Here is a 26409-nt window from a genome sequence, read left to right as displayed (position 1 = left end):
GTTACTCCATACCCGATTGGCTGGCTTGCAGCAGGCTGTCCTGCAACTGCTTCGCATAGCGTGAAAATGCCGGACTGACGCGGAAATCGTCGTTGCGCGGGAAGGGTTCGTTAATGGCGATATCTTCCACTACCCGCCCCGGACGGGCGGCCATCATGATCACCCGCTGCGACAGAAATACCGCTTCGTGAATCGAATGCGTGACGAACACCACCGTCAGCCCCTGTTCCCGCCACAGGCGCAGCAGATCGCTGTCGAGCTTGTTGCGGGTGATTTCATCCAGCGCACCAAAAGGTTCATCCATCAGCAGCAGTTTCGGACGCGTCACCAGCCCGCGGGCAATGGAGACGCGCATCTGCATGCCGCCTGACAGTTCGCGCGGCAGGACTTTGGCAAATTTCCCCAGCCCCACCAGTTCCAGTGCTTCACTGACGCGGGTATTAGCTTCGGCTCGCGGCACGCCCGCCAGATCCAGCGGCAAACGCACGTTGTTCTGTACGTTGCTCCACGGCATCAGCGTGGCTTCCTGAAACACGAATGACAGCGGCACCTGCGCTTTTTCACGGCTGTCGCGCCGCCACAGCACCAGTTTGCCGTCGCTGGGTTCCGTCAGCCCGGCGACCATTTTTAACAGCGTACTTTTGCCACAGCCCGACGGGCCGAGCAGGGTGACGAATTCACCCTGATTGATGGTCAGATTGACCGGCAAAAGGGCGCGGGTGCCGTTGCTGTAAATTTTCTCCGCCGACAGCACTTCGATAGCAGGCACGGGCGGCGGATTGGCTGAGCGGACATCGCTCATCACGGTCAGTTTAGGGGCTGAATTCATGGCATAACCTTCGCGTCTTTGATCATGTCGAGGGTATAAGTCTGCTCAAACGGCACTTTATCCGCGTCGATCAGCTTGTTTTTCACCAGCATGTCCCAGGTCTTTTTCAGACGCGGTTCAGTGATGATGCCGATACCGCCGGTTTGTGCATCGCCGCCGGTCACCAGCTCATACTTCTTCATCTGTGCGATGCCGAAGGCAATCTGGTCTGCCCCCATACGCGGGTTGGCCTGAGTGATAAGCTGGTTGCCTGCGGCCGGATCCTGCAAGTATTCCTTCCAGCCCTGCATCGAGGCCTTCACGAAAGCGGCCACCGCTGCCGGGCGTTTTTTAACGGTATCCGCCATGCAGATAATCGAGTTGCCGTACGGCGGGTAACCCCAGTCGCTGAGCATGTAGACGTAGAACGGTTTGCCGCCTTTTTCGATCGAGAAAGGCTCCGAGGTGACATAACCCTGCTGCACCAGATTATTGTCCGCCAGGAACGGCTGCACGCTGAAGGTGTACGGGCGGATTTTGGCACTCCCCAGCCCCAGTTCACTCTTCGCCCACGGCCAGAAAGAGGTATATGCCTCGGTGGCCAGCAGGAAGGTTTTGTCTTTCAGTTCCTGACCTTTCTCCACTTTGTCGTGGCTGATAAACACCGTCGGCGAATGCTGGAATACCGTCGCGACTGTCACCGCATGCACGCCTGCCTGCCAGGTTTCCAGCGCCTGGCCGTTATCGCCAAGCGTACAGTCAGCCTGTCCGGCGGCCATCAGTTGCATCACGTTGACCTGCGGGCCGCCCATTTTGATGCTGACATCCAGACCGGCGGTTTTGTACAACCCTTTGGCCTGCGCCTGGTAAAAACCGCCGTGCTCCGCCTGCGCGTACCAGTTGGTCAGGAAGGTGAATTTCTCCTCCGCCATGCTGGTGGTGGAAACCCCGGCCAGCAGCACGGCCAGCAGGCTGTAAGTGAAGGGACGCTGTGTTTTCATCTTGAGAATTCCTTTATTCAGAGGCCAGAGAAGACGAAGGAGGAGTGAAGCTGGTTTGCACAAAGCCGTTCCAGTGGTGTTTTCCCCAGGTTGGCTCGCTGCGGGCTTTCCATTGCATGTGATGGATTTCGGTGATCGCCTGCGCCCAGCTTGCCGCCAGCGAATCGAGGATCGCGTGACCCTGTTCAGCGGTTGCGCCGGTCGGGTCGCCAATGACGCCGCTCGGGCCAAAATCATAGGAAGCCCAGGCAGCGGCAGGGCGTCCCGATGACAGCGTCGGGCACGGGAATTCCGGCGGATAATTGGCGACGGCATGTTCGATGTGAACACATTCCGGTGCCAGCGCCAGCATTACAGCGGTTTCGCTGTGACCGGCATGCATCGCCATTTTCTGCTCCTGCGCGCTCAGGAACTGATTTTCCACGTTGGGCACGCGGAACACGTCGTGAGGGATCATGATCATGTCGCCGTGACGCAGGCGCATTTCCCGCGAAGCCATTTGCAGCACCTGCGGTTGTCCGCCGTGACCGTTAATCATCAGCAGCTTGCGGAATCCGGCGCGATACAGGGATTCGGCAATTTCTAAAACCGTCTGCAACAGCGTGTCGCCGGTTAAGGTCAGCGTACCGGGGAAATTTAAATGTTCGTCAGATTTGCCGTAGGTGATGGGCGGAATAGCGTAAGCCGGAATAGCTTCCGCCAGCCGCGCCAGGGCATGACCCGCCACGCCGGAGGAGATTACGCTGTCAACCGAACACGGCAGATGCGGCCCGTGCTGCTCAATTGCACCGGTCGGTAAGACGATCACGGTGTTGGCTTTGTCGGGCAGGGCAGCAATGGCCGTCCAGCTCAGAAAAGGGAGAAAACGCGCTGCGGGAATATAACCGTTAATCATGCTGTGCCTCGTGGTCGGACATTTTAGGGTTAGCGGGACTGGGGTAACCAGGCGGTGGCTTCCACCTCAATCAGCACCCCTGCATCTGGCAGCATTTCGCTGACCTGCACCACGGTGGAAACCGGCGGCTGCCCGGGATAAAAGAGTTTTCTGACCCGGCTGTAATACGGGAAGTGATCGAGATTGCGAAAATACTGCACCAGCTTGATCACATCGCTCATTTGCCCGCCTGCGTCTTCAATGGTGTGGCGGATGCTTTCGAGCACATACCAGCTTTGCGCCAGAACCGGCCCCTGTTTGGCGTCAGTGGAGAATTCGCCGGTTTCGCCCAGCAGCAGGCGTGCTTCGGCGGGGATATCCTGAAAACCGCGCACGATGGTCGCCGTCTGCGGGTTAACGGGAATAATGCCGGAGAGAAACACGAAATCACCGGCACGACGCCACGCGGCATATTTGGCGAGCGGTTTTCCCGCTCCCGCTTCAAGACTCATGGGATAACTCCTGATTCCAGGTACGTTGGTGCGTCAGCCTGCCGTGGTGAATAACCAGACGGGCCGCGCTGTGTAAAGGCCAGGTCAGGCTGTCGCTGCCCGGAAAGAGAACCAGCGTGGCGTCGCTGCCGGGCGCAAGTGGCAGGGCGTTCTGAGCCTCACCGGTCAGCGCGCCGACATCGCAAATAAGCCGTGACTGCTGATCAAAAACGTTTTCAAGCTGAAGCGCGAACAGGGCGCAGCTCAGCGTATCCAGCGGGTCATAACTGCCCGCCGGACAAAAGGCGTCCTGTACGTTATCGCAGCCAAGCAGCATCGGAATGCCCGCTGCCTGTGCTTCTTTCAGCAGGGTGATACCGCGCTGGCGCGGCGTGCGACTTGTGACGGCGTCCTGCAACAGCAGGTTGGTCATCGGCAGCGCAATCAGCGTGACGCGCTGCGCCGCCAGCACTCTCAAAATCTCCTGCGCCTGTTGTTCACTGCCCGAAGCCAGTGCGCAGCCGTGGCTGCAACAGATATGGCCGCTGAATGTGCTCTCCGACAGGTAATCCGCCAGCCAGCTCAGGCCGTGTGCCACCGGCGAAAGCTCCTCGTCGATATGCAAATCCAGATTCAGTTGCCAGCGTGCGGCGCTGTGCATCAGGTTAGTCATCGCCGCCGGATCCCAGTTTGAGGAGTGGATAAATCCGCCCAGCAGACAGTCTTTTCCGCTTTGTGCCACCGCGCGGGCGATGCGGTCAGCCGCTTCGGCATCGGCGAAAAAACTCAGCGGTGCCAGCGCCACCCGCTCCAGTGTGACGCCCGGTTGCGCCATCCCGCCCAGCTCAGGCCAGGCCTGCGGTGGCTCCACGTCAAACCAGTCAATGTGAGTGCGCAAACGGGTCACGCCATTCGTGGCCGCCCAGGTCAGTGCCTTACGGGCACGCTGGCGAATGTCAGCCGCCGTCCAGTGCTGACGGTCCTGATGCAGGGTTTCAATGGCCGCCAGCAGACCGGGTTTTGACGGGCGGCTGCGGGCAAGGGTGAAGGTTTTATCGAGATGCGCATGGGGTTCCACCAGCCCCGGCAACGCCAGTGCGCCGTGCGCGTTCCACAAATCATCTTGTTCTGGCTGATAAGGCGTCACGGACGCAATTTTGCCTGCATCAAAACGCACATCTGCCGTCACCGGTTCGCCTGCCTGCAAAGGCCAGCTCGCGGGCAGCAACCACGCGGGGAGGCGAACGTTAGCGATGCCATTAAGTGTTGCTGCGGGGGTGGGAATGTTCATCGTCAGGCTCCGCGTGGACATTACAGGTCGAGGACCAGAACGGGACTTTTGGATCGCGAACAGCACAGCGTTATCTGCGTGTTCTCCGCTTTCTCTTCTTCAGTCAGCACGCAGTCGCGGTGATCGGGAATACCGTCGATCACGTCAGTAATACAGGAGCCGCAAATACCCTGTTCGCACGACAGCATAATATCGACTCTGGCACTTAATAGGATTTCAGCAATCGTCTGGTGCGGGCCGACTAAATAACGTTGTCCGGTGGAGTTAAGCTGAATGTGAAATGCCTGGCTGTCGGCTTCATTATTCAGATTCGCATTACTGAACCGTTCGAAAGATAATTGATTTTCCTGCCAGTGATGGGTCTGCATAATGTCTTTAAGCCGCTGAATAAATCCGTCCGGGCCGCAGGCCATCACCCGCGTATTCTCATCCGGCTGCAACAAACTCAGTGGCGTGGTATGGCGCAGGGAATCGTTTGCGCTGCTGTCATGAAAAAAGACGTGTTTCGCTAAGGCAGGCGCGGTTAAACGCGGCAGATACGCAATGTGCTCCCTGTCTGAAACAGAGTAATGCAGTTCAAATTCAATCTGTTGCTCAGCCAGGTGTTCCGCCATCGCCAGCAACGGCGTGATGCCGATCCCCCCGGCAAACAGTAAATATCGCCCGGCCTGTGGCAGCGGAAAATGATTGCGCGGTGCCGAGATCATCAGGTTATCGCCGGGACGGAAATGATGATGAATGAAGTGCGATCCGCCGGTGGAGTTTTCCGCCAGTTTGACGCAAATTTCATAATATTCGCCGCTGCTGTTTTCACTGCACAAAGAATACTGGCGCGGGCCGAGTTCGGGAATAAAAACGTCAATGTGTGCTCCCGGTAAATAAGCCGGTAATAAACTTCCTTGCTGCGCAACAAGCTGCAGGGAAATATTCCCGACACCGTTGATATTGGCGGTTTTAATTTTGACAGGGATTAATCCGGCATCTTTCATCGTCATTTACCGTATTGACTCGGGTGAAACATTCATAAAAAGGGGAGTCGGTCCGTTTGCCGCATAACCCGCTGTCCTAACGCGCATTACTGCGCGGAGCCGGCCTGATGAGCGGTGAAACGATTGTTCCCGTTGCAATGAAAGCTACGTTATTGTTATAAAACTGTTGCGTCCAGCGCTTTGATTCGCACGTCCCGTTGCATAAAAGAGAGCACTCATTATGTTCGCATTCTCCCGGTTTCTGCTGTACTTCACTGAGGTTGCCCGCCAGGGATCGTTCCGTAAGGCGTCGGAAACCCTGCACGTTGCCGCATCGTCAATTGACCGGCAGATATTGCGGGTTGAAAAAGAATTAGCCATGCCGCTGTTTGAGCGACATCCCACCGGGCTGCGGCTGACGGCGGCGGGCGAGCTGTTACTGCATGCTGCCAATAACTGGAAAAAGGATTTCTCGCGTGTCTGCGAACAGCTCGACGATCTGCGCGGGTTACGGCGCGGACACGTGCGCATTGCCACCATCGATGCCATCAACCGGCAGTTTTTCTCGTCGATGCTCAAAAAGGTGCATCTCGAGTATCCGAACATTTCATTCACACTGACCACCATGAACAACGTGGACATCCAGCAGGCGCTGATGTCGGGCGATGCTGATTTCGGACTGATGCTGAATCCGCAAAGCTCCCGCGAGTTGCAGGTGCGGGCTTTTGCCGAAATCGATTTGGGTGTTGTTGTGCCCAAAGGGCATCCGCTCGGGGGCAGAAGCGGCGTGCGTTTTAATCAGTGCATGGAATATCCGTTTATCCTGCCCGCCGCGCCGCTGATGCTGGCCGAGCCGGTGCAGGCGCTGATGAATATCAACGGTGACATGATTCATGAGGTCGCGGTATCGAATAACATCCACATGATCCGCTCGCTGATTAAGGAGAAAATGGGCATCGGCATTCTGTGCTGGCTCGATATCATGGATGAGGTGGAAAGCGACGAACTGCAGTTTATTCCGCTGACCGATCCGCAGTTAAAAACCTTCACGCTCTCCCTGTGCGTCGCCCCTTCACGACAACTTTCTCTGGCCGCTTCGATGATGCTCAAACAACTGGAGATGTTATTCAGCCAGATCCAGACGCCGGGGCGCGACCGGCGCTGATTTGCACTGATTTGGTGCCTGACGCTCTGTGATGAATCAAAGGTTGCAGGGTGTGATGTCTGTTTATCCCGACAACGCGCAGGGAAAGCGCATCTGCGAAGTTGGCATCGTTTTTGTATAGTTAAAAGTGAGTAGAAGCGGTCAGTGCAGGCAACTGCGCGGGACATTGCTCAGCAACCATTTCGCGGTTCATTTTGAGCCGGTCAGGGGGGCTGAGCCGCGTTTGCTTATCCTCCCTCCGGCGATGATTAGGAGAGGAGCAATGAAGTCAATTTCCCGCATTCCCCTGTCTTGCTGCGTGCTGAGCACGCTGATTGCTGGTGCTTTCTCACTGTCGGCGCAGGCCGATGAGAAAATCGCGCTGCTGACTTCCTGGTACGCGCAGGCTGAACAGGGCGGCTATTATCAGGCGCTGGCGACAGGCATTTACAAACGTTACGGGCTGGATGTCAGTATTCAGTCCGGCGGCCCGCAGATCAACGGCATGCAGTTACTGTTGTCAAAACGCGCGGATGTGATCATCGGTTATGACCTCCAGTTGCTCGAATCCGTGCAGCGTGGTTTTCAGGCCAAAGCTATCGCCGCCCCTTTCCAGTTCGACCCGCAGGGTTTACTGACGCATGCGTCCGTGACGTCGCTCGACGGCCTGAAAGACAAAACCATTCTGGTGTCCAGCTCCGGGCAATCGACCTGGTGGCCGTGGCTTAAGGCGCGTTATCAGCTCAGTGATTCTCAGGTTCGTCCGTATACCTTCAACATTCAGCCTTTCGTCGCCGACGGGAACGTGGCGCAACAGGCGTATGTCAGCTCTGAAGTGTTTCAGGCGCAGAAGGCTGGCGTGAAATCCAATTTCTTCCTGTTCTCGGAGCACGGCTATCCGCCTTACGGTGGCATTTTGATCACCCGCCCGGAACTTATCAGCAGCCGTAAAGACGCGATGGCGAAGTTCGTAAAGGCGTCGATGGAAGGCTGGGTGAGTTATCTGCAAAACCCGGCGGCGGGTAATGCGCTGATCAAAAAGGATAACCCGAAGATGACCGATGACCTGCTGGCCTGGGGTGTTGAGCAAATCAAAGCGCACCACCTGATTGATGGCGGCGACGCAGCGACGCAGGGCTGGGGCACCATGACCGAAGCCCGCTGGCAGAAAACCCGTGATTTCATGGTAAACGCCAAACTGCTAAACGCGGATACCGACTGGAAGCAGGCGTATACCACCGAATTTGTTGAGCACATGCAGGTTAAACCCTGAGGAGTGTTGCGATGTCATCTGACTCTTTACTGATTAAAAATGCGCACGCCATCCTCACCGGTCTGCCGGGAGAAGCCGCGCGTCACGCCGGGCCGGATATCCGTGTGCGTGATGGCGTCATCGAGGCGATCGGTTCCCTGACGGCGTTGCCCGGCGAGCGCCTGATGGATGCCCGCGACTGCGTGGTCTATCCGGCCTGGGTCAATACGCATCATCATCTGTTTCAGTCATTGCTCAAAGGCGAACCGCAGGGGCTAAACAAAAGTCTCACTGCATGGCTAAGTGCGACGCCTTACCGCTTTCGCGCCACGTTTGATGAATCCACCTTTCGCCTCGCGGTACGTATCGGCCTGACCGAACTGCTGCGTTCCGGCTGCGCCACCGTGGCGGATCACAATTATCTTTACTGGCCGGATATGCCGTTCGATACCTCGGAAATCCTGTTCAGTGAAGGGGAGGCGCTGGGCATGCGCATTGTGTTGTGCCGGGGCGGCGCAACGCAGGGGCGGGCGATTGAGCAGGATTTACCGCAGGCGCTGCGACCGGAAAATTTCGACCACTATATGGCGGACATGGAACGGCTGGTTGGCCGCTATCACGATCCGAAACCGACGTCTCTGCGCCGGGTGGTGATGGCACCGACGACGCTGCTGCATTCTGCGCCCGGTGCGCAGTTGCGCGAAATGGCGAAACTGGCGCGCAGTTTAGGTATCCGGCTGCACAGCCATTTGTCAGAAACGGTGGATTATCTCGATGCGGCGCGCGCTAAATTCGACATGACGCCGGTGCAGTTTTGTGCGGAACACGACTGGCTGGGGGACGACGTGTGGTTTGCACATCTGGTTAAGTTACTGCCGCAGGAGATTGCGATGCTGGGGCAAACCCGCACCGGTATCGCGCACTGCCCGCAAAGTAACGGGCGTCTGGGCAGCGGCATCGCTGATTTGCTGGCGCTGGAACAGGCAGGCGTACCGGTTTCGCTGGGTGTTGACGGCGCGGCATCCAACGAAGCCGCCGACATGCAAAGTGAAGCGCATGCCGCCTGGCTGTTGCAGCGCGCCCGAAAAGGCATGCTGGCGAAGCCGCGCTATGACGGCGGCACCTTTGAAGGCGGCGGCGATGCGGCATCCATCGAAGACGTAGTGCGCTGGGGCAGCGCGGGCGGGGCGCAGATCCTCGGCCTGCAACAGAGTGGCACCGTGCAGGTGGGCATGCTGGCGGATATCGCCATTTACCGGCTGGACGACCCGCGTTACTTCGGCCTGCATGACATGGCAATCGGTCCGGTGGCCTGCGGCGGTCGCGCCTCACTGAAGGCGCTGATGGTCAATGGCCGCGTTATCGTCGAAAACGACGTCATTCCCGGTCTCGATCTGGACGCCATGCGCCATGAGGCAATGTCTGCCGTTCGTACCCTGCAACAGCGCGCTGCGGGTCAACCTAATTGAATCTGAAGGATAAAAAAATGACACAATCCACTCACACATCATCAGCTCAAACACAAGGCTATGCATTGCAGGAACTGGAAAAAGAAGCGGGAATGGGCGCGATGGGCGAAGAGACATTTACCCGCGAAGTGCGTTGCATCGATCTTTCAGATTTCGAAAACCGTAAAAGTGAGATCGCCGACGAACTCTGGCGTGCAGCGGTGGAAATCGGCTTCTTTCAGGTGAGCAATCACGGCATTGCGCTGGACGACATCCGTCAGGCATTCAGCATGACAGAAGATTTCTTCTCGCTGCCCGAGGAAGTCAAAGCGCAGTATCCGCTGGCGCGTAACGCCGGTTGGGAAAATAAGTCTCAGGTACGTCCGTCGACCCGAACGCCGGATCAGAAAGAGTCCTACCAGATCACCCGTCCGCTGATGGAGTCGCTGTGGCCGGGCGAACAGGAACTGCCAGCCTTTAAAGACACCATGCTGAGTTTTGAATCGCAATGCTGGCAACTGGGCATGAAATTGCTTTCCTGTTTTGCGCTCAGACTGGGTTTCCCCGAACACTTTTTCGAGCAGGCGCACAATCCTGATCAGCAAACCTATCAGAGTACGCTGCGCATGTTGCACTACTATGCCACTGAACAATCAGAACAAGGGATGTGGCGTGCCGGTGCGCACACGGATTTTGACTGTCTGACGCTGCTGTTCCAGCGTCCCGGTCAGGGCGGCTTGCAGGTTTGTCCGGGCAAAGATCGCGAAAGCCAGCAGTGGACCAGTATCGAACCGCGCGAAGACGTGATCACCTGTAATATCGGCGACATGCTGATGCGCTGGAGCGACGATCAGTTGCCCTCCAATTTCCATCGGGTGAGAAGTCCGCTGCCCGGCGAATATCAGGGCGCGCGCTACAGCCTGGCGTTTTTCTGTCAGGCTAATAAAGACGTCGAAATTCTGGGGCCGCAGGCGAAGTATCCGGCCATCAGTGCCGAAGACTATCTGCAACAGCGTATTCAGGCGAATTTCGCTAAAGGGTAAGCGGTCATAAAAAACAAAAAGCCCGCTGAGTTTACTCACGCGGGCTTTTTTGTCTCTGTCAGGCGGTGGTATTGATATTGCGACCGATTGCCGGATTAGCAGGTAACGCGGGGATCGAGTCAATCATGCTGGTCACTGCCGTCTGCTGACTATCCAGCGACTTTTTCAGCAGGATATTGTTGACCTGAGTGCTGGTATCCAGACTATTAAGGCCGGTCGCCAGCGATGCAATTTGCGAAACATCCATTTTGTTCTCCTGTTCGGTACAACATAAAAGGAACTGATGCGGGCGTGAAACTGAAAGGTTATCGGCAGTTTCCGTAATAACTGTAGCGATAAATACTGCTGACGGAGCAGCCGCTTAAAGACGCTCCGATTCCGCACGCAAGTGGAAAAGGCTCTGTAGCCTGTATCGCCTCAGGAATTACGGTTATAATCGCACAAATTATTCAACGGATTTAGAAACGAAAATGACAAAACTCTCCTTACAAGAGCAACTGCTGAAAGCAGGATTAGTCACCAGCAAAAAAATGGACAAAGTGCAGAGAACGGCGAAAAAATCACGCGTTCAGGCGCGCGAGGCCAGAGAGGCGGTGGAAGAAAATAAAAAAGCGCAGATGGAGCGTGATAAGCAACTGAGCGAACAACAAAAACAAGCTGCCTTATCTAAAGAGTATAAAGCGCAGGTGAAGCAACTGATTGAAATGAACAAAATCGTCATTTCAAAAGGCAATATTGATTTTAACTTCACCGATAATAATCTGATTAAAAAAATGGTGGTGGATAAGACCACCCAGTCTCAGTTGATTAGTGGTCGTCTTGCCATCGCGCGTCTGGTTGCTGATCACAGCGGCGAGACGCAATATGCCATTATTCCCGCAAGCGTTGCGGATAAAATTGCCCAGCGCGATGCCAACAGTATTGTATTAAACAGCGCGCTGAGTCAGGAAGAGCAGGATGAAGAAGATCCGTATGCTGATTTCAAAGTACCGGATGATTTGATGTGGTAGTTCCGCTTGCCCGTTATCGCCCAGGCCAGGTACTCTCATCGGGGGGGGATTACTGACCGCTTGAATCAACCGGTTGAATATTTAGTGTCAGTAAACCATCCCCAGCGGGTGACATTTCGCATAAGCCACGGTAAATAGGTTTCAGTTCAGGCTCATGAATCACCAGACATCCCGGTGCTCAAAATCCGGCTGCGGCAAACCTCCAGAATCTCATCCGCAAGAGACGAATCATCAGGGCAGGCGCGGGATAACACCAGCGCACCGACAAGATGGGCAATCGTGTCAATAAGGTCGGCACGCGTGCTGCCTTCCACCTCTTTTTCGTTTCCTAAAACTGCCAGCTGACGTTCAATTCCGGCGGCAAATGCCGCCTTGATTGACGCAGACTGACGGGCTGTATCGGCGCCCAGTGCCGACATCACGCACCCCTTTCCCATATCAGCCCGATGTTGTCGGGAGAGGTAGTATTCAATAAATTTTTCCCGGTCCACACCTGCCGTGCTTTCTGCGGATCGCCTGAAACCGCAGCTCATCGCCTCCGACATCAGATCAGCCTTGGAACCAAAGTGTTTGTAGAATCCGCCGTGGGTTAAGCCTGCCGCAGACATCAGTTCCGCCACGCCCACGCCATCGTAACCGCGCTCACGAAAAAGTTCTGAGGCCGTTTCTACAATGCGTATCCGGTTTTCCCGAACCTGCTCTTTTGACACTTTCATGCTTTCCTGCCCCTCTCAAAAATAGGGTTTAAGTATACATTGATGATGACCATAATCAAACCGGTTGACTTTATAGATTATGATCATCATCATTATATTGACCTTTGACCCACCACTTAGCAGGCGAATAAACATGACCAACCGACCACTATTTCAACCTTATGATCTTGGCTCAATAACACTGGCCAACCACATCGTGATGGCACCGCTGACACGTAACCGGGCCGGAGCGGGGCTGGTGCCGAGCGAACTGGCGGCGACCTACTACGCCCAGCGTGCCACCGCAGGATTGCTGATTACCGAAGCGACGCAGATCTCCGCACAGGCGCAGGGTTATCAGGATACACCGGGGATCTATACACAAGCTCAGATCGATGGCTGGCGCAAAGTGACTGACGCCGTGCATGCCAAAGGCGGGCGCATATTTGTACAGCTATGGCACGTAGGACGAATTTCGCATGTCGATTTACAGCCCGGTGGCGCTGCGCCGGTTGCGCCGTCCGCCATCCGTGCTGAGACCAAGACCTTTGTGAACAACGGTTTTGCTGACGTCTCTGAGCCACGTGCGCTGGCGTTGCAGGAAATACCGGGGATTATCGACGATTTCAGAAAGGCAGCAGCCAATGCCATTGCCGCCGGATTTGACGGCGTGGAGATCCACGGCGCGAATGGATATCTGCTGGAACAGTTCCTGAAAGACGGCGCAAACCAGCGTACCGATGAGTACGGCGGCTCTGTCGGGAATCGTGCGCGCCTGCTGCTTGAAGTCGCGGCGGCCGTAAAAGATGAGATCGGCGCAGAACGTACTGGCGTACGCATTTCACCGGTGTCGCCTGCTAATGCGATCTCATGCAGTGATCCGCAGCCACAATATGATTACCTCGCTGAACAACTCGATGCATTGGGCATCGTGTACCTCCATGTGGTTGAAGGCGCGACGGGCGGCCCGCGTGATGTATCACCGTTCGATTACGCCTCCCTGCGCCGGCGTTTTAAAAACACCTACATCGGTAACAATGGCTATGACCTGGAACTGGCGTCCGCTCAGCTTGCGCAAGGCAAAGCCGATCTGTTCGCGTTCGGTCGTCCGTTCATCTCCAACCCGGATCTGGTCGAAAGGCTGAAGACGGGCGCGCCTCTGGCCTCACTCAATCCTGAAACTCTTTATGGCGGTGGCGCAGCGGGATATACCGATTACCCGTCGCTGACGGAGACCAGCAACTAAAGCCCTACATACATCGCACATTGCGGATTTTGTTTACACATTAATAAAGAAGATCAACTTATGACTAAAGCTTCAGTTCTCATCACAGGCGCATCCACGGGTATTGGTGCTGTTTACGCGGAACGGTTTGCCCGCCGGGGCCACGACCTGGTTCTGGTCGCCCGCGACAAAGCGAAGTTAGAAACACTGGCCGCGCGTCTGCGACAGGAAAATGGCATTTCTGTCGACGTTCTGCCTGCCGACCTCACGCAAACGCGTGATTTAGCCGCGGTCGAATCCCGTCTGCGTGAAGACACACGGATTGGCATCCTTATCAATAACGCGGGTATCGCGCAGTCCGGCAGTTTTACCGAGCAGACGCCTGATTCGATAGAAAGCCTTATCGCGCTTAACGTCACCGCCCTGACCAGACTGGCCAGCGCCGTGGCACCACGCTTTGTGCAAGCGGGGGAAGGATCGATCGTCAACATCAGTTCCATCGTCGGACTCGCCCCGGAATTTGCCATGACGGTTTACGGTGCAACCAAAGCCTTTGTGCTTTTCCTGTCTCAGGGAATGAATGTCGAGCTGTCATCTAAAGGCATTTATATCCAGGCGGTGCTCCCTGCGGGCACTTACACGGAAATCTGGGACCGGGCGGGTATCGACATCACTAACTCGGCAAAATTCATGGAAGTGGGCGAGTTAGTGGATGCCGCACTGGTGGGCTTTGACCGCCGTGAACTGGTCACCATCCCGCCTTTACATAATGCTGCCCGCTGGGACGCCCTCGATGCTTCGCGTCAGGCTCTGCTCTCAGACATCAAACAAGATGAAGCCGCTGAACGATATAAAACACGGTAATCAATGAGGTGCACTGTGCAGAACGGTCTTCCGGCTGTTCTGCACAGCGGTAAATCCAACATAAATCCCTTACAGCCTGTCGTCTCATCAGCGATGAGAAACCCTAAACACATCATGAAGGCCTTATTCAGCATGACAAAAAAACGTGTAGCACTGGTTACCGGTGCGTCCTCAGGTATTGGCGAAGCGTCTGCCCGTAAACTTTTAGCTGCTGGATTTACTGTATATGGCACGAGCCGGCGTGGTTCACAGGCGGGAAAACATCCGTTTCCGTTACTGACGCTGGATGTGACCGACGACGCTTCTGTCGGGGCCGCCATTGAGGAGTTGCTGGGTCTGGAGGGGCGGATCGATGTTCTGGTGAACAATGCGGGCTTTGGGGTCGCTCCGGCGGCGGCGGAAGAAAGTTCTGTCGATCAGGCCAAACACATTTTCGACACCAACTTTCTGGGCATCGTCAGGTTGAGCCGGGCAGTGATCCCTTATATGCGCCGTCAGGGCAGCGGGCGCATCATCAATATCGGTTCGATACTCGGCATCGTTCCGTTGCCGTATGTGGCACTTTATGCGGCCAGTAAGCATGCGGTGGAAGGGTATTCGGGTGCACTGGATCATGAACTGCGCACGCAGGGCATCAGAGTTTCTGTCATCGAACCTGCTTACATGAAAACACAGTTTGAAGCCAATAATATCGAGCCGGATGCCAGGCTTCAGGAGTATGACCAGATCCGGGCTAAGCTGACGAAAGTGGTGAGCAAGGCAATGGCTGAAGCGGAAAGTCCCGAGGTGGTGGCTGACGTGGTGGTTAAAGCGGCTCAGACTTCACGTCCAAAGATTCGCTATACGGCGGGAAAGCTGGCAGCTCAGTTGAATTTTATTCTCAGATTCGCCCCTGCGTCATTCCTGGATAAGGTGGTGCGCAAAAGTCTTCAGCTTGATGCGAAAAAATAAATGAAGAATAAGACGATGAAAGCATTTACGTTTAAACGCTACGGTAAATCTCCTGAGCCGGGATTCGATAACATCGATTATCCAGCCCCCGCTGCTGATGAAATGCTGGTTAACGTTTACGCTGTGGGTCTGAACCCGATTGATAACATGATCCCAACCGGAATATTCACGCGTGATAACAACAGGGGGTGACATCTGCGACAGGAGATAATCGTTCAGGTGAATCGCCCCCAGTCGCGCAAGAACTCCAATCCCCTGTGACTACAGGGTGCCGCAGATGACATATCTTGCCCCAGTCCCCCGGTTATCAGTACGGCTCTGTCGTGTTATCAACGGTAAAAAGGTCGTCACGTCTGTGACACAAGTAAGGGAAGATCTGCGGCATCTTATGGTGTGGCCGTTTCCGGTGGCTGCCAGCCTCCGCCGAGCGCCCTGAACGTAGCAACAGCCGCGCGCGCAGATTCTGTCTGCGCCTGCGCCCTGGCGTCGGAAGCCTGTAACAGGGTTTCATCGTTGTGCAGGACGTCCATCAGGCTGGCCGTTCCCTGCCGGTAAGCGATAAAAGATGACTGGCGGGCGCTGGCCAGGGCGGTTTCACCGCGGGTCAGCGTGGCGGCCTGTGTTTCACGATTGACCAGAGCAGAGAAAGCATTTTCGACGTCTTCGGTGGCGCGTAATACCGACAGGCGATAGGCCGCGAGCGCTTCGGCTTCCTGGCCTTTCGCCTGATCTATCTGGGCGTTGATGCGACCAAAATCGAAGAGCCGCCAGCGCAGTCCCAGCACGGCTGCCGACTGGCTGGCACCGCCGGAGAACAGGTTGTCGCCCGACACAGTCGTTGCGCTGCCGAGCAGGGCACTGAGTGAAAACTTGGGATAATACTCACTGACCGCCACGCCGATACGTGCACTCGACGCCGCGAGATGGCGCTCCGCCACGATAATATCGGGTCTGCGGCGCAACAGGTCGGCAGGTGTGCCCGTTGAGGTTATCTGCGGAGCCTGCGGTATGGCACCCGGCAACGCTAACTGACTGCGATGGGTGCCGGGAGGCGTGCCGAGCATGACATCTAATGCATTCATGGCCGCATCAAGCCCGGTACGGAGAACCGGTACGGTTGCCTGAACCTGCGCCAGTTCCCCTTCGGTCTGGCGAACCTGATACGCCGGAGCCAGTCCTTTAGTATTCAGGAGTTGTACCTTTTCCAGCAGCTCCTGCTGCGTACTGACCTGTTTCTCCGCGATGGACAGCCGGGTCTGTAATCCGCGCAGGGTGATATAGGTATCGGCAGTCTGAGCCGCGACGGCAAGACGGGTTGCGGCGACGCCCGCTTCGGAAGCCTGATAGTCAGCCAGTGCAGCCTGACGCCCTCGTCGCAGCCCCCCAAATACGTCAATCTCCCAGCTTGAGTTGAGATCGGTTTCATAGCTATTGCCGTAGCGATTATAATCCGGCGTTGCGCTGAGAACCTGACCCAGCGGGGTTTCGGCCGACTGATACGCGCGTGCCGCTTGCCCGCTGACGTTCCCTGAAGGTAACAGCGCTGCTGTGGCCGCGCCCAGTCCGGCGCGGGACTGGGCCATGCGGGCGGTGGCCTGCGCGAGATCGAGATTCTGCGCGAGGGCGTCGGTAACATACTGACTTAACAGGGGATCGCCGAAGCCGTCCCACCAGACGGCAAAACTGGCGGGTCTGGAGGCGCTTCTCTGCTGGACGGCAGACTGTGCCTGATAGCGTTCAGGAAGGTGGGCATCCGGGCGATGGTAATCCGGCCCGACGGCGCAACCCGCCAGTAAGGCGCTGCTCACCACCAGTGCAAGAGTACGGAGGGGGAACATTGATATTCCTTGAGTCAGTTTTGAAGTGTGACTACATTACCAAATGGTCACTCGTTGTCAATCAGGGCTCATTGAGCTAAGCTGGAAAAATGACTAAACACATAAATGTACATCCCCCAAGGGGGCCATCGGATCACAGTGTGCGTGATCAGGTCGTTGACGCTGCCACAGAGCATTTCGGGCATTTTGGTTACGAGAAAACCACGGTGTCAGAACTGGCTAAATCAATAGGGTTTTCAAAATCCTACATCTATAAATTTTTCGATTCCAAGCAGGCGATCGGCGAGGTGATCTGCACTAACCGGCTGGCGATGATCATGGCGATTGTCAATTCAGCGATTGCAGATGCCCCGTCGGCCTCCGAAAAATTGCGGCGTTTATTCAGGGCACTGACTGAAGCCGGCAGTGATTTGTTTTTTCACGATCGCAAGCTTTATGACATTGCTGCCGTGGCGGCGCGGGATAAGTGGCCGTCGGCAGAGGCTCATGAAGAGCGTCTGAGAACACTGATTGAGCAAATCATTGTAGAAGGGCGGCAGGCGGGCGAGTTTGAACGAAAAACGCCGCTGGATGAGGCGGCGCACGCGATATATCTGGTCATGCGGCCTTACATCAGTCCGGTACAGTTGCAATACAATCTGGAAACGGCACCGGCGGCTGCGGCACTCCTGTCCTCACTGATACTGAGAAGTCTGTCACCCTGAGTTGTGACTATTGACATTATTGGTCACTGGTCTGAGAATGCGGTTACTGTCCTGCTAATTCAATTAAGGGAACCCATGCTCAGGCTTAATCCTGCCACCTTTGCTGTTTGCCTGTTGCCGCTTGCCCTTGTGGCCTGCGGCGACTCTTCCGGCACCGACGATCCCCGTACTCAGCCTCCTCTGGTCAGGTCTGCGACCGTGGTGAGTGCTGCCGATGCCTCCCGCGCATTTACCGGCGTTGTTGTCGCCCGGATTCAAAGCGACCTCGGTTTCAGAGTGCAGGGCAAAATCCTTGAACGCCTGGTCGATACCGGCCAGACCGTTAAACGCGGTGAGCCATTGATGCGTCTGGATCCGGTTGACCTGAGTCTGCAGGCACAGGCTCAGCAACAGACCGTCGCGGCGGCACGGGCCCGTGCAAGACAAGCGACTGATGACGAGGTGCGCTATCGCGGTCTGGTCGCGGCAGGCGCAGTGTCGGCATCGGCCTACGATCAGATAAAGGCCGCCGCCGATACGGCCAAAGCGGAACTCAGTGCGGCTCAGGCACAGGCCAATGTGGCGCAAAACGCCACGGGCTACGCCGTGCTGCTGGCTGACGCCGACGGCGTGGTCATGGATACGCTGGCTGAACCCGGTCAGGTTGTCAGTGCCGGGCAGCCGGTGGTCAGGCTGGCCAGAGCAGGGCAGCGCGAGGCCATCGTGCAGTTGCCTGAGACGTTACGCCCGGCTGCCGGAAGCGAGGCCGAAGCAACGTTGTACGGTACGGGTAAACAGGCTGTCCCTGCGAAACTGCGGCTCCTTTCCGATGCGGCAGATCCGCTAACCCGTACCTTCGAGGCGAGATATGTACTTGAGGGAGCACTGGCGAATGCCCCGCTGGGATCCACCGTGACGCTGCATATTGCAGACGATAAATTACCGGGCCAGGTGATGCAGGTGCCTTTAGCGGCCATCTATGATCCGGGCAAAGGGCCGGGGGTCTGGGAGATTTCGGGTAAGCCCGCCAAAGTGTCATGGCGGCCCGTGCAGGTGCAGGGATTGGGTGACGATGCGGCGAGGGTGACCGGTTCCCTTAAGCCGGGAGAGCAGGTGGTCGCTCTCGGGGCGCATCTGCTGCATGACGGTGAGGCCGTACGCCTGGCCGAACAAAGCGATGCCAGCGTCGCCGGGAGCCAGCCATGAGCGGGGGGCGATTCAATCTTTCAGCGCTCGCCGTGCGTGAGCGCTCAATCACGCTGTTCCTGATTATCCTGATTACCGTGGCCGGTATTCTTTCGTTTTTTGAACTGGGACGGGCTGAAGATCCGCCGTTTACGGTCAAGCAGATGACCATTATTTCTGCCTGGCCGGGTGCCACCGCGCAGGAAATGCAGGATCAGGTGGCTGAACCGCTGGAAAAGCGTATGCAGGAGCTGAAGTGGTATGACCGCAGCGAAACGTACACGCGTCCCGGTCTGGCTTTTACCATGCTTTCGCTGAAGGACAGCACACCGCCTTCACAGGTGCAGGAAGAGTTTTATCAGGCACGTAAGAAGCTGGGGGATGAGACCAAAAACCTGCCGGCAGGCGTCATCGGGCCGATGGTCAATGATGAATTCTCCGACGTGACCTTTGCGCTCTTTGCGCTGAAGGCCAAAGGGGAGCCACAGCGACTGCTGGTGCGCGATGCGGAATCGTTGCGCCAGCAAATTCTGCATGTGCCGGGGGTCAAGAAGGTCAATATCATCGGCGAACAGGCCGAACGCATCTTTGTGTCGTTCTCGCATGACCGGCTGGCCACGCTGGGTATTTCGCCTCAGGATATTTTCTCCGCCCTCAACAGCCAGAACGTCCTGACGCCCGCCGGTTCGATTGATACCAAAGGGCCGCAGGTCTTTATCCGCCTGGACGGCGCCTTCGACAAACTGGAGAAAATCCGCGAAACGCCCATCGTCGTACAGGGCAGAACCTTGCAGCTTTCTGACGTGGCAACCGTTGAACGGGGCTACGAAGATCCTGCGACCTTCCTGATCCGCAATCAGGGTGAACCGGCGCTGCTGCTGGGCATCGTTATGCGCGACGGCTGGAACGGTCTGGATTTGGGGAAGGCGCTGGATGCGGAAACGGCCAAAATCAATGAGGGCATGCCGCTGGGCATGACCCTGACCAAGGTCACCGATCAGTCAGTCAACATCAGCTCCGCCGTTGACGAGTTCATGATCAAATTCTTCGTCGCGCTGCTGGTGGTGATGGTGGTGTGCTTCGTCAGTATGGGCTGGCGCGTGGGCGTGGTGGTTGCGGCGGCGGTGCCGCTGACGCTGGCGATTGTCTTTGTGGTGATGGAGGCTTCCGGCAAAAACTTTGACCGTATTACCCTGGGCTCGCTGATCCTGGCGCTCGGGTTGCTGGTCGATGATGCCATCATCGCCATCGAAATGATGGTGGTGAAAATGGAAGAGGGCTACGACCGCATCAAAGCCTCGGCCTATGCCTGGAGTCACACGGCGGCCCCGATGCTGGCAGGCACGCTGGTCACCGCCGTCGGGTTCATGCCCAACGGTTTTGCCCAGTCCACTGCCGGTGAATACACCAGCAACATGTTCTGGATTGTCGGTATCGCCCTGATTGCTTCCTGGATTGTGGCGGTGGTGTTTACGCCTTATCTGGGCGTGAAAATGCTGCCGAAAATCAAAACGGTGGAGGGCGGGCATGCGGCGATTTACGACACCCGTCATTACAACCGTTTTCGCCGGGTGCTGACCCGCGTCATCGCGCGCAAGTGGATAGTCGCCGGTACCGTTATTGCCGTCTTTACGGTCGCTATACTTGGCATGGGGCTGGTGAAAAAACAATTTTTCCCGACCTCCGACCGCCCGGAGGTACTGGTTGAAGTGCAGATGCCTTATGGCACTTCTATTGAGCAGACCAGCGCCGCCACGGCGAAAATTGAAGCCTGGCTGAGAAAGCAGAAAGAGGCAAAAATCGTCACGTCTTATATCGGGCAGGGTTCACCGCGTTTTTATCTGGCCATGGCGCCCGAGCTGCCTGATCCGTCGTTTGCGAAAATTGTTGTGCTGACGGACAGTCAGGAAGCGCGCGAGGCGCTCAAGTTCAGGCTACGTGAGGCAGCAGCCAGCGGCCTGGCACCTGAGGCGCGCGTGCGAGTCACCCAACTGGTGTTCGGTCCGTATTCTCCTTATCCGGTGGCCTACCGGGTGATGGGGCCGGATCCTGATAAACTGCGCGAAATTGCAGACAAGGTCGAAAAGGTGATGCAGGCCAGCCCGATGATGAGGACCGTCAACACCGACTGGGGGCCGCGTGTACCGGCGCTGCATTTCACGCTCAATCAGGACCGTCTTCAGGCGGTGGGGCTGACATCGAATGCGGTCGCGCAGCAGCTTCAGTTCCTGCTTTCAGGGGTTCCGATCACCTCGGTGCGTGAAGATATCCGTTCGGTGCAGGTGATGGGGCGGGCGGCAGGAGATATCCGGCTTGATCCGGAAAAAATCGCCGGTTTTACCTTAGTGGGTTCTTCCGGCCAGCGCATTCCGCTGTCGCAGATCGGGGAGGTTGAGGTGCAAATGGAAGATCCTGTTCTGCGCCGTCGCGATCGTACGCCGACCATTACCGTGCGGGGAGACATTGCCGAAAACCTGCAGCCGCCGGATGTCTCCACGGCAATGATCAAAGCGTTACAGCCGGTCATTGATACGCTCCCGGCCGGATACCGTATCGAGCAGGCGGGTTCTATTGAAGAATCCGGAAAAGCCACCGAGGCGATGGCACCGCTGTTCCCGATCATGATTGCCATGACGCTGTTGATCATTATCCTGCAGGTGCGGTCAATGTCGGCGATGGTGATGGTCTTCCTCACTGCACCGCTGGGGCTGATTGGGGTGGTGCCCACGCTGCTGCTCTTTAACCAGCCGTTTGGCATCAATGCGCTGGTCGGCTTAATCGCGCTGTCGGGCATCCTGATGCGTAACACCCTGATCCTGATAGGGCAGATCCATCACAACGAGCAGGAAGGGCTGCCGCCATTTCATGCGGTGGTGGAAGCAACGGTGCAGCGGGCCAGACCGGTGTTGCTGACGGCGATGGCGGCTATTCTGGCGTTTATCCCGCTGACCCATTCGGTGTTCTGGGGAACGCTGGCTTATACGCTGATTGGCGGGACGTTTGGCGGCACCATCATCACGCTGGTCTTCCTGCCAGCAATGTATGCCATCTGGTTCAGGATACGGCCTGATGAACAGCAGCAGAACGCACGGACGGAATTAGCGTAAGCAGTCCCGGACGAATGGCTGAAGCGTATTTTTGTCGTGCAGTCTCACCACAGATCCTTGTCACAGGGCAAGGGTCTGTGGTTTTTCCCGTCCCGGCTGGCTTTTCTTGAGCAGCAGGGCATTCTTGCGAGGGTGCCCGGCCCCGACGACAGGCGCAAAGATTTCTGCACGCTGACCGAGAAAGGCCTCGACCTCATTCCTGTCGTGCTCATTTCTGCGAGTGCAGTGAGCGGAGCTGAAACCAGATTGCGGGTGTCCGCATCTGTTATGTTGCTGGTTTGCGGATCGCCCGGGTATTTGGAATTCAGTCTTTCAGATCATTAAGCAAAGGAAACAGTATTTCTCCGGCTTTAACTGCCGGTAGTTGTGAATCCCTCAGAAGGGATGGGCAGTAATGGAGTTCTTTCGTAAGGTAAATGGCGGTTATAACGATTAAAGGGGAGTCATTATGGGAAGATTTCACGGTAAACGTGTACTTATAACGGGGGGCACCAGCGGTATGGGGCTGGCAGGAGCGCTGCGAATTGTGAAAGAGGGTGGACAAGTTGCCATCACAGGGCTGAGTGAAGAACGTCTGGCACGGGCCCGTAAGCTGTTGCCGGACACTGCACTGATCCTGAAAAGTGATGCTGCAAGTGAGGCAGATATTGATGCGCTCGCAACGGCAGTCAGCGGCTGGGGGCATCTCGACGGGTTGTGGCTGAATGCGGGTTACGCAGAGGTTGGTGCACCGGAATCCGTTACGGCCGACGCCTTTAATCGCATGATGAATGCCAATGTTCGCGGGCCTATGCTCCAGCTTGCATCACTTTCCAACATTTTGAACCCAGGTGCATCAGTGTTGGTCACTGCATCGTCTTCAGTCTATGAAGGTGCGCCAATGACGAGCTTATATGCTGCAACAAAAGGTGCCGTTGTCGCCATGGTAAAAAGCTGGGCCGCCTCGCTGGCTACACGCAACATTCGCGCCAACACGCTGGTGCCAGGGCCTGTCGAGACTAATTTTAGACACTTCATGCCCGAGGAGTCGCGGCAACAGTTTGAAGATTTTGTAGTAAGCCAGGTGCCTCTCAGACGAGCCGGTACAGCTGATGAAGCGGCTGCCGTCGCACTTTTTCTGCTCTCAGATGATGCGTCTTACGTAACCGGCAGCCAGTACGCTGTGGATGGCGGACTGGTTCACTTGTGAGTTCAATCAGCCTCAGCGCCTTATTAACCGTATTTTCACTCATTGGTTTATAGAAATTACGGATGCCGGGGCAACGTGTTTAAAGGATTTTTGCGTATGGTTTTAAGTTGCGGATTTTTGTGTCGTTAAGAGACATTTGGGGGTCACTCCGTCATCGAACCAACATGACCCCAAATCTGACCACCAAATGCTCCCGATGCGGAGGGAAAACTGAAAATGCATCGGGAAGGTTTTCATGCTCACTGATTGCCTCAACGCCATACAGGCAGGGGCTGCGGCGTATAAAAAGCAAGAAGCCCGCTTAAGTTTCCTTAAGCGGGATTTTCTAATTTGGCTCCTCTGACTGGACTCGAACCAGTGACATACGGATTAACAGTCCGCCGTTCTACCGACTGAACTACAGAGGAATCGTTGGAACGGGGCGCATAATATCCAGAGGGCTGCGGAGTGTCAACGCTAAATTCGTCAAAAACGTCCGACTGCTCAGCAACTAATCAATGTCGCCATAAAAGGGCACTTTACTGCGGAAAAACGTCGGTCAAAACGGAATTTAACAATCGCAGCGCTGACCGCGAAGTTGCCTTGCCAGCGGGTCCTGTTGATAAAAACGGCTGAAATGGCCGTATACCAGCGGAAAACGTTCTGAAAGTAATTCTGGTGCACTAAAGAAATACTCTGACAGTACCGCAAAACATTCGGCCGCATCGGTCGCCGCGTAGGCGTCCATGCTGGCAGCTTCTTCGCCGACAGTGTCGATTTCATCCTGCAGATTTTGCATCGCGGCGTGTAAATCGTGTTCCCATGACACCACCTCACGCAGCGGAATAGGCGGAATACCCGTGACTTCGCCGCCGTTGCGCATATCCAGTTTATGCGCCGCTTCGTGGATGATCAGGTTAAAACCAGAATTGTCGAATGAGTCCTCGATGTCCTGCCAGTTGAGTACAATCGGGCCCTGATCCCAGCTTTGTCCGGCATGAATTTGTGAACCGGCATGCACCAGCCCGTTTTCATCCTGCCAGGGAGCATCAACCACGAACGGGGAAGGGTAGAGCAGGATTTCGTGAAAGCCATCGAGCCAGGAAGCGCCCAGTTCCATCACCGGCAGCGCAAAAAGCAGCGCGATACGCGCCTGCATCAGTTCAGTCAGCTCAACGCCTTGCAGAGGAACCAGCCTTTTTTGTTGCAGCAACTGGCTGGCGACCTGAATCAGACGCAGTTTCTCATCTTCGTTGAGGCAAGATAAAAGTGGGATATTCAGCGCGTCATTCCAGGCGTCTGATTTCTCAATTTTCAGTTCATTCGCTTTCCACGGCCACTTAATCATCATCTTGCTCGCAAAGTGATCATTCTGATTGTCAGCAGGGTTCTCCGCCAGAGTACTCCAATACAAGTAACTTCAACAAGTTAGCTTAGTTATCGGACTCATCCTGTATGGATGTTACACACCGGCAGTTTTTTAGCAAAAAGCACAGACATCTTATAAGACGCAGCTCACGTTATTAGTCTAGTCACTGAGTCACGAATGTGCCCGCAGCATGAAGAGATAGCGCCCGCCACAGGCAGCATGAAAATCAGAGCCATTTCCGGATAAAATCGGCGGGCGGTACAGGCTTTCCGAAAAAGTAACCTTGCAGGAATTCCAGCCGGTACGGGGCAAGATAATTTACCTGTGTCTGGGTTTCAATGCCTTCGGCCACGATGATCATTTGCAGGCGTTTAGCCAGGTCAATTACGTTATCAACAATGTGCCCGGCCAGCGCGTCTGTACCAATCCGGCCTATGAAACTCTGGTCAATCTTCAGAATATCGATGTGGAATTTTTGCAGGTACGCCAGGCTGGAATGCCCGGTGCCAAAGTCGTCCAGCGCGATCAGCACGCCCATCTGGCGAAGTGTGTGAAACAGGCTGGAGGTGATTTCACCCGGCTCGATTAATTCACGTTCAGTCAGCTCAAGCACCAGGTTGATCGGGTTCTCCCTGAAGGCATCAATAAACGCTTTGCAGTCTTCAGCCAGCGAGAGGTCTTTGAAATGACTGGCGCAGATATTGAAACCGAAATGGAAATTTTTAGGCAACTGTGCTGCCAGCGGGCCGAACTGTTCACGTACCTGCGTCATGATGAGGCGCGTCATGGGCACAATCAGGCCGCTCTCTTCTGCCAGCGGGATAAACTGATAAGGCGGGATCAGCCCTGATTGCGGATGCTGCCAGCGCATCAGCACTTCAGCGCCGGTCACCTCATGCGTGGTGCCATCCACCACCGGCTGTAAATAAGGAATGAACTGTTTTTTCTCCAGCGCTTCTCTCAGCGCCGCCGTCGGGCTGCCGACACGACCGAGCAGACTGTAGGTCATGAAAGCGATAAATAAGCTGAGCAGCGGGAACAATACCAGGCTGACGGTGGCGTAATCAAAAACATAACCCCAGTGGTCACTGGGTCGGATCACTAAGCGAATCGCGTAGGGGTAGTTCTGAGAAGCAAGCTCCATACGTTCACCATCCGGCCAGCCTTCACCGGTGTGAATGCTGCCATTGCTGTCCATCCACTGGTCGCCTACCTGCAATACCAGATAAGCGTGAGTGCTGAGCAACGACAGGATGTTGTGCAGAAAATAGCCATCCACACCAACCAGCACGCCGCTGCCGTTGACGTCATGACGATAGGCAATAAGAGGATGATCGGGCGTGATGCTGTTGCCACGCATCAGCATTAACCGTCCGTCGATATATTTGTCGGTCGAGATATTGTCAGCACGCGGGCCGAATAAGGAGGCGCAGTAAATCGTATTCTGGCGGTAGAGGTTGACCGTGCGGACATTGGGCACTTTGGCTACCTGCCAGCGCAGCGCCTGCACGGTGTTGGCATCGCAGGGGACGCCAATCAGATTCTCAACGGCGCTGGTGGCAATGGCGGCATTATCCAGCGTCATATCCACCAGCCTCACCGACTGTTGCAGATTTGCACTGGTATCACGGCGTAATCCCTGAGAAGTTTGCCACGAGATCGCCAGTATGCCGAGAGCAGCAACAACAAGGAATGCGAGTAGTGAAAGGCATATTCGGACAGAGCGTCGGGTTAACCAGTTTAGGGCCAAGGGTATCCCCCAGTGAGAGTCAGAGATCGGCATTTTGTCCCGTTAATATACCTCATAATCCCGCTCTGCGTTGTGGAGCTTTGCGAAGAAGATTCGTTATGGCACTGATTTAAAGGTGACGTTTTGCTCAAAAATACCTATCTGAACCGATATTTCTACCCTGACAATATATAAAAATAATTTTTTAATTAAATGATGGGTTTTTTATATCATTATGTTTGTGTTTATACCCCGCCGGGGAATA

23 protein-coding genes, 1 tRNA gene and 1 pseudogene are annotated in these 26409 nt (G+C 55.7%); 13 read left to right on the top strand and 12 right to left on the bottom strand.

The window, feature by feature from the left end:
• Window position 1 precedes the first annotated feature (1 nt).
• From EX31_RS11125 to EX31_RS11100, 6 genes are all read right to left on the bottom strand, one after another.
• A complete protein-coding gene (locus tag EX31_RS11125; RefSeq protein WP_013575205.1) occupies window positions 2-829 on the bottom strand; it encodes an ABC transporter ATP-binding protein in 828 nt (275 codons plus the stop codon).
• Window positions 826-1740, bottom strand: a complete 915-nt coding sequence (locus EX31_RS11120; RefSeq protein WP_223509501.1) for an ABC transporter substrate-binding protein — start codon at window positions 1738-1740, stop codon at window positions 826-828. Before EX31_RS11120 ends, EX31_RS11125 begins: the two co-directional genes overlap by 4 nt.
• 82 nt (window positions 1741-1822) lie before the next feature.
• Window positions 1823-2704 (bottom strand): creatininase family protein, encoded by an 882-nt coding sequence (locus EX31_RS11115; RefSeq protein WP_037034788.1) that lies wholly within the window; start codon window positions 2702-2704, stop codon window positions 1823-1825.
• A 29-nt stretch (window positions 2705-2733) separates the two neighbouring features.
• Window positions 2734-3195: a RidA family protein gene (locus tag EX31_RS11110; RefSeq protein ID WP_013575208.1), complete on the bottom strand. Its 462-nt coding sequence runs from the start codon at window positions 3193-3195 to the stop codon at window positions 2734-2736.
• Window positions 3185-4465 carry an amidohydrolase family protein gene (locus tag EX31_RS11105; RefSeq protein WP_037034787.1) on the bottom strand — a complete coding sequence of 427 codons (1281 nt, stop codon included), beginning with the start codon at window positions 4463-4465 and terminating at the stop codon, window positions 3185-3187. Before EX31_RS11105 ends, EX31_RS11110 begins: the two co-directional genes overlap by 11 nt.
• A 20-nt stretch (window positions 4466-4485) precedes the next feature.
• Window positions 4486-5460 (bottom strand): PDR/VanB family oxidoreductase, encoded by a 975-nt coding sequence (locus EX31_RS11100; RefSeq protein WP_037034786.1) that lies wholly within the window; start codon window positions 5458-5460, stop codon window positions 4486-4488.
• 214 nt (window positions 5461-5674) lie between these two features.
• On the opposite strand from EX31_RS11100, the gene EX31_RS11095 reads away from it, so the two are divergent.
• From EX31_RS11095 to EX31_RS11080, 4 genes are all read left to right on the top strand, one after another.
• Window positions 5675-6598, top strand: coding sequence for a LysR family transcriptional regulator (locus tag EX31_RS11095; RefSeq protein ID WP_037034785.1), 924 nt, complete (start codon window positions 5675-5677; stop codon window positions 6596-6598).
• A 262-nt stretch (window positions 6599-6860) separates the two neighbouring features.
• Window positions 6861-7850 (top strand): ABC transporter substrate-binding protein, encoded by a 990-nt coding sequence (locus tag EX31_RS11090; protein WP_037034784.1) that lies wholly within the window; start codon window positions 6861-6863, stop codon window positions 7848-7850.
• Window positions 7851-7861: 11 nt separating this feature from the next.
• The gene (locus tag EX31_RS11085; RefSeq protein WP_037034783.1) at window positions 7862-9298 is read left to right on the top strand and encodes an amidohydrolase family protein; all 1437 of its coding nucleotides are present in this window, start codon (window positions 7862-7864) and stop codon (window positions 9296-9298) included.
• Window positions 9299-9315: 17 nt separating this feature from the next.
• Window positions 9316-10320: an isopenicillin N synthase family dioxygenase gene (locus EX31_RS11080; RefSeq protein WP_037034782.1), complete on the top strand. Its 1005-nt coding sequence runs from the start codon at window positions 9316-9318 to the stop codon at window positions 10318-10320.
• A gap of 58 nt (window positions 10321-10378) precedes the next feature.
• On the opposite strand, the gene EX31_RS11075 is transcribed toward EX31_RS11080, so the two are convergent.
• Window positions 10379-10567 (bottom strand): YjfB family protein, encoded by a 189-nt coding sequence (locus EX31_RS11075; protein WP_037034781.1) that lies wholly within the window; start codon window positions 10565-10567, stop codon window positions 10379-10381.
• Between the two features lie 223 nt (window positions 10568-10790).
• Here EX31_RS11075 and EX31_RS11070 point away from each other — a divergent pair, with 223 nt between their 5' ends.
• Entirely contained in the window at window positions 10791-11330 is a 540-nt protein-coding gene (locus EX31_RS11070; protein WP_037034780.1) for a DUF2058 domain-containing protein, read from the top strand.
• A gap of 152 nt (window positions 11331-11482) precedes the next feature.
• Here EX31_RS11070 and EX31_RS11065 read toward each other — a convergent pair whose 3' ends face one another.
• Window positions 11483-12046 (bottom strand): TetR/AcrR family transcriptional regulator, encoded by a 564-nt coding sequence (locus tag EX31_RS11065; protein ID WP_037034779.1) that lies wholly within the window; start codon window positions 12044-12046, stop codon window positions 11483-11485.
• A gap of 133 nt (window positions 12047-12179) precedes the next feature.
• Here EX31_RS11065 and EX31_RS11060 point away from each other — a divergent pair, with 133 nt between their 5' ends.
• The 4 genes and pseudogenes from EX31_RS11060 to EX31_RS11045 form a co-directional block, all read left to right on the top strand.
• A complete protein-coding gene (locus EX31_RS11060; protein WP_037034777.1) occupies window positions 12180-13271 on the top strand; it encodes an alkene reductase in 1092 nt (363 codons plus the stop codon).
• Window positions 13272-13331: 60 nt separating this feature from the next.
• On the top strand, window positions 13332-14114 hold the full coding sequence (locus EX31_RS11055) for an SDR family NAD(P)-dependent oxidoreductase (RefSeq protein WP_037034776.1): 783 nt from the start codon (window positions 13332-13334) through the stop codon (window positions 14112-14114).
• A 132-nt stretch (window positions 14115-14246) separates the two neighbouring features.
• A complete protein-coding gene (locus tag EX31_RS11050; RefSeq protein WP_037034921.1) occupies window positions 14247-15065 on the top strand; it encodes an oxidoreductase in 819 nt (272 codons plus the stop codon).
• Window positions 15066-15233: pseudogene (locus EX31_RS11045) on the top strand (NADP-dependent oxidoreductase); the annotation flags it as partial. It abuts the gene before it with no gap.
• A gap of 218 nt (window positions 15234-15451) precedes the next feature.
• Here EX31_RS11045 and EX31_RS11040 read toward each other — a convergent pair.
• Complete coding sequence (locus EX31_RS11040; protein WP_037034774.1) at window positions 15452-16903, bottom strand: efflux transporter outer membrane subunit; 1452 nt, start codon at window positions 16901-16903, stop codon at window positions 15452-15454.
• Window positions 16904-16992: 89 nt separating this feature from the next.
• Between EX31_RS11040 and EX31_RS11035 the strand changes: the two genes are divergently transcribed.
• The 4 genes from EX31_RS11035 (at window position 16993) to EX31_RS11020 (ending at window position 23067) form a co-directional block, all read left to right on the top strand.
• A complete protein-coding gene (locus EX31_RS11035; RefSeq protein ID WP_013575227.1) occupies window positions 16993-17607 on the top strand; it encodes a TetR/AcrR family transcriptional regulator in 615 nt (204 codons plus the stop codon).
• Between the two features lie 75 nt (window positions 17608-17682).
• Window positions 17683-18792 carry an efflux RND transporter periplasmic adaptor subunit gene (locus EX31_RS11030; RefSeq protein ID WP_037034773.1) on the top strand — a complete coding sequence of 370 codons (1110 nt, stop codon included), beginning with the start codon at window positions 17683-17685 and terminating at the stop codon, window positions 18790-18792.
• Window positions 18789-21878 carry an efflux RND transporter permease subunit gene (locus EX31_RS11025; protein WP_037034772.1) on the top strand — a complete coding sequence of 1030 codons (3090 nt, stop codon included), beginning with the start codon at window positions 18789-18791 and terminating at the stop codon, window positions 21876-21878. The genes EX31_RS11030 and EX31_RS11025 overlap by 4 nt, the downstream gene beginning before the upstream one ends.
• Window positions 21879-22326: 448 nt before the next feature.
• Window positions 22327-23067 (top strand): SDR family oxidoreductase, encoded by a 741-nt coding sequence (locus EX31_RS11020; RefSeq protein ID WP_037034770.1) that lies wholly within the window; start codon window positions 22327-22329, stop codon window positions 23065-23067.
• Window positions 23068-23398: 331 nt separating this feature from the next.
• On the opposite strand, the gene EX31_RS11015 is transcribed toward EX31_RS11020, so the two are convergent.
• From EX31_RS11015 to EX31_RS11005, 3 genes are all read right to left on the bottom strand, one after another.
• Window positions 23399-23474 (bottom strand) — tRNA-Asn (locus EX31_RS11015).
• A gap of 143 nt (window positions 23475-23617) precedes the next feature.
• A complete protein-coding gene (mtfA, locus tag EX31_RS11010; protein WP_013575231.1) occupies window positions 23618-24394 on the bottom strand; it encodes a DgsA anti-repressor MtfA in 777 nt (258 codons plus the stop codon).
• A 247-nt stretch (window positions 24395-24641) separates the two neighbouring features.
• Complete coding sequence (locus EX31_RS11005; protein WP_037034769.1) at window positions 24642-26165, bottom strand: EAL domain-containing protein; 1524 nt, start codon at window positions 26163-26165, stop codon at window positions 24642-24644.
• Window positions 26166-26409: the final 244 nt, after the last annotated feature.

It is taken from the genome of Rahnella sp. WP5, from assembly GCF_000745615.1.
In the GTDB taxonomy this organism is placed as follows: domain Bacteria; phylum Pseudomonadota; class Gammaproteobacteria; order Enterobacterales; family Enterobacteriaceae; genus Rahnella; species Rahnella aceris.
This window is presented reverse-complemented; position numbering and strand designations above follow the sequence as displayed.

What these genes read in the sequence shown, in the direction of transcription:
- EX31_RS11125 (WP_013575205.1), bottom strand. Translation starts at nt 829, where the DNA reads ATGAATTCAGCCCCTAAACTGACCGTGATGAGCGATGTCCGCTCAGCC.
- EX31_RS11120 (WP_223509501.1), bottom strand. Translation starts at nt 1,740, where the DNA reads ATGGCGGAGGAGAAATTCACCTTCCTGACCAACTGGTACGCGCAGGCG.
- EX31_RS11115 (WP_037034788.1), bottom strand. Translation starts at nt 2,704, where the DNA reads ATGATTAACGGTTATATTCCCGCAGCGCGTTTTCTCCCTTTTCTGAGC.
- EX31_RS11110 (WP_013575208.1), bottom strand. Translation starts at nt 3,195, where the DNA reads ATGAGTCTTGAAGCGGGAGCGGGAAAACCGCTCGCCAAATATGCCGCG.
- EX31_RS11105 (WP_037034787.1), bottom strand. Translation starts at nt 4,465, where the DNA reads ATGAACATTCCCACCCCCGCAGCAACACTTAATGGCATCGCTAACGTT.
- EX31_RS11100 (WP_037034786.1), bottom strand. Translation starts at nt 5,460, where the DNA reads ATGACGATGAAAGATGCCGGATTAATCCCTGTCAAAATTAAAACCGCC.
- EX31_RS11095 (WP_037034785.1), top strand. Translation starts at nt 5,675, where the DNA reads ATGTTCGCATTCTCCCGGTTTCTGCTGTACTTCACTGAGGTTGCCCGC.
- EX31_RS11090 (WP_037034784.1), top strand. Translation starts at nt 6,861, where the DNA reads ATGAAGTCAATTTCCCGCATTCCCCTGTCTTGCTGCGTGCTGAGCACG.
- EX31_RS11085 (WP_037034783.1), top strand. Translation starts at nt 7,862, where the DNA reads ATGTCATCTGACTCTTTACTGATTAAAAATGCGCACGCCATCCTCACC.
- EX31_RS11080 (WP_037034782.1), top strand. Translation starts at nt 9,316, where the DNA reads ATGACACAATCCACTCACACATCATCAGCTCAAACACAAGGCTATGCA.
- EX31_RS11075 (WP_037034781.1), bottom strand. Translation starts at nt 10,567, where the DNA reads ATGGATGTTTCGCAAATTGCATCGCTGGCGACCGGCCTTAATAGTCTG.
- EX31_RS11070 (WP_037034780.1), top strand. Translation starts at nt 10,791, where the DNA reads ATGACAAAACTCTCCTTACAAGAGCAACTGCTGAAAGCAGGATTAGTC.
- EX31_RS11065 (WP_037034779.1), bottom strand. Translation starts at nt 12,046, where the DNA reads ATGAAAGTGTCAAAAGAGCAGGTTCGGGAAAACCGGATACGCATTGTA.
- EX31_RS11060 (WP_037034777.1), top strand. Translation starts at nt 12,180, where the DNA reads ATGACCAACCGACCACTATTTCAACCTTATGATCTTGGCTCAATAACA.
- EX31_RS11055 (WP_037034776.1), top strand. Translation starts at nt 13,332, where the DNA reads ATGACTAAAGCTTCAGTTCTCATCACAGGCGCATCCACGGGTATTGGT.
- EX31_RS11050 (WP_037034921.1), top strand. Translation starts at nt 14,247, where the DNA reads ATGACAAAAAAACGTGTAGCACTGGTTACCGGTGCGTCCTCAGGTATT.
- EX31_RS11040 (WP_037034774.1), bottom strand. Translation starts at nt 16,903, where the DNA reads ATGTTCCCCCTCCGTACTCTTGCACTGGTGGTGAGCAGCGCCTTACTG.
- EX31_RS11035 (WP_013575227.1), top strand. Translation starts at nt 16,993, where the DNA reads ATGACTAAACACATAAATGTACATCCCCCAAGGGGGCCATCGGATCAC.
- EX31_RS11030 (WP_037034773.1), top strand. Translation starts at nt 17,683, where the DNA reads ATGCTCAGGCTTAATCCTGCCACCTTTGCTGTTTGCCTGTTGCCGCTT.
- EX31_RS11025 (WP_037034772.1), top strand. Translation starts at nt 18,789, where the DNA reads ATGAGCGGGGGGCGATTCAATCTTTCAGCGCTCGCCGTGCGTGAGCGC.
- EX31_RS11020 (WP_037034770.1), top strand. Translation starts at nt 22,327, where the DNA reads ATGGGAAGATTTCACGGTAAACGTGTACTTATAACGGGGGGCACCAGC.
- mtfA (WP_013575231.1), bottom strand. Translation starts at nt 24,394, where the DNA reads ATGATTAAGTGGCCGTGGAAAGCGAATGAACTGAAAATTGAGAAATCA.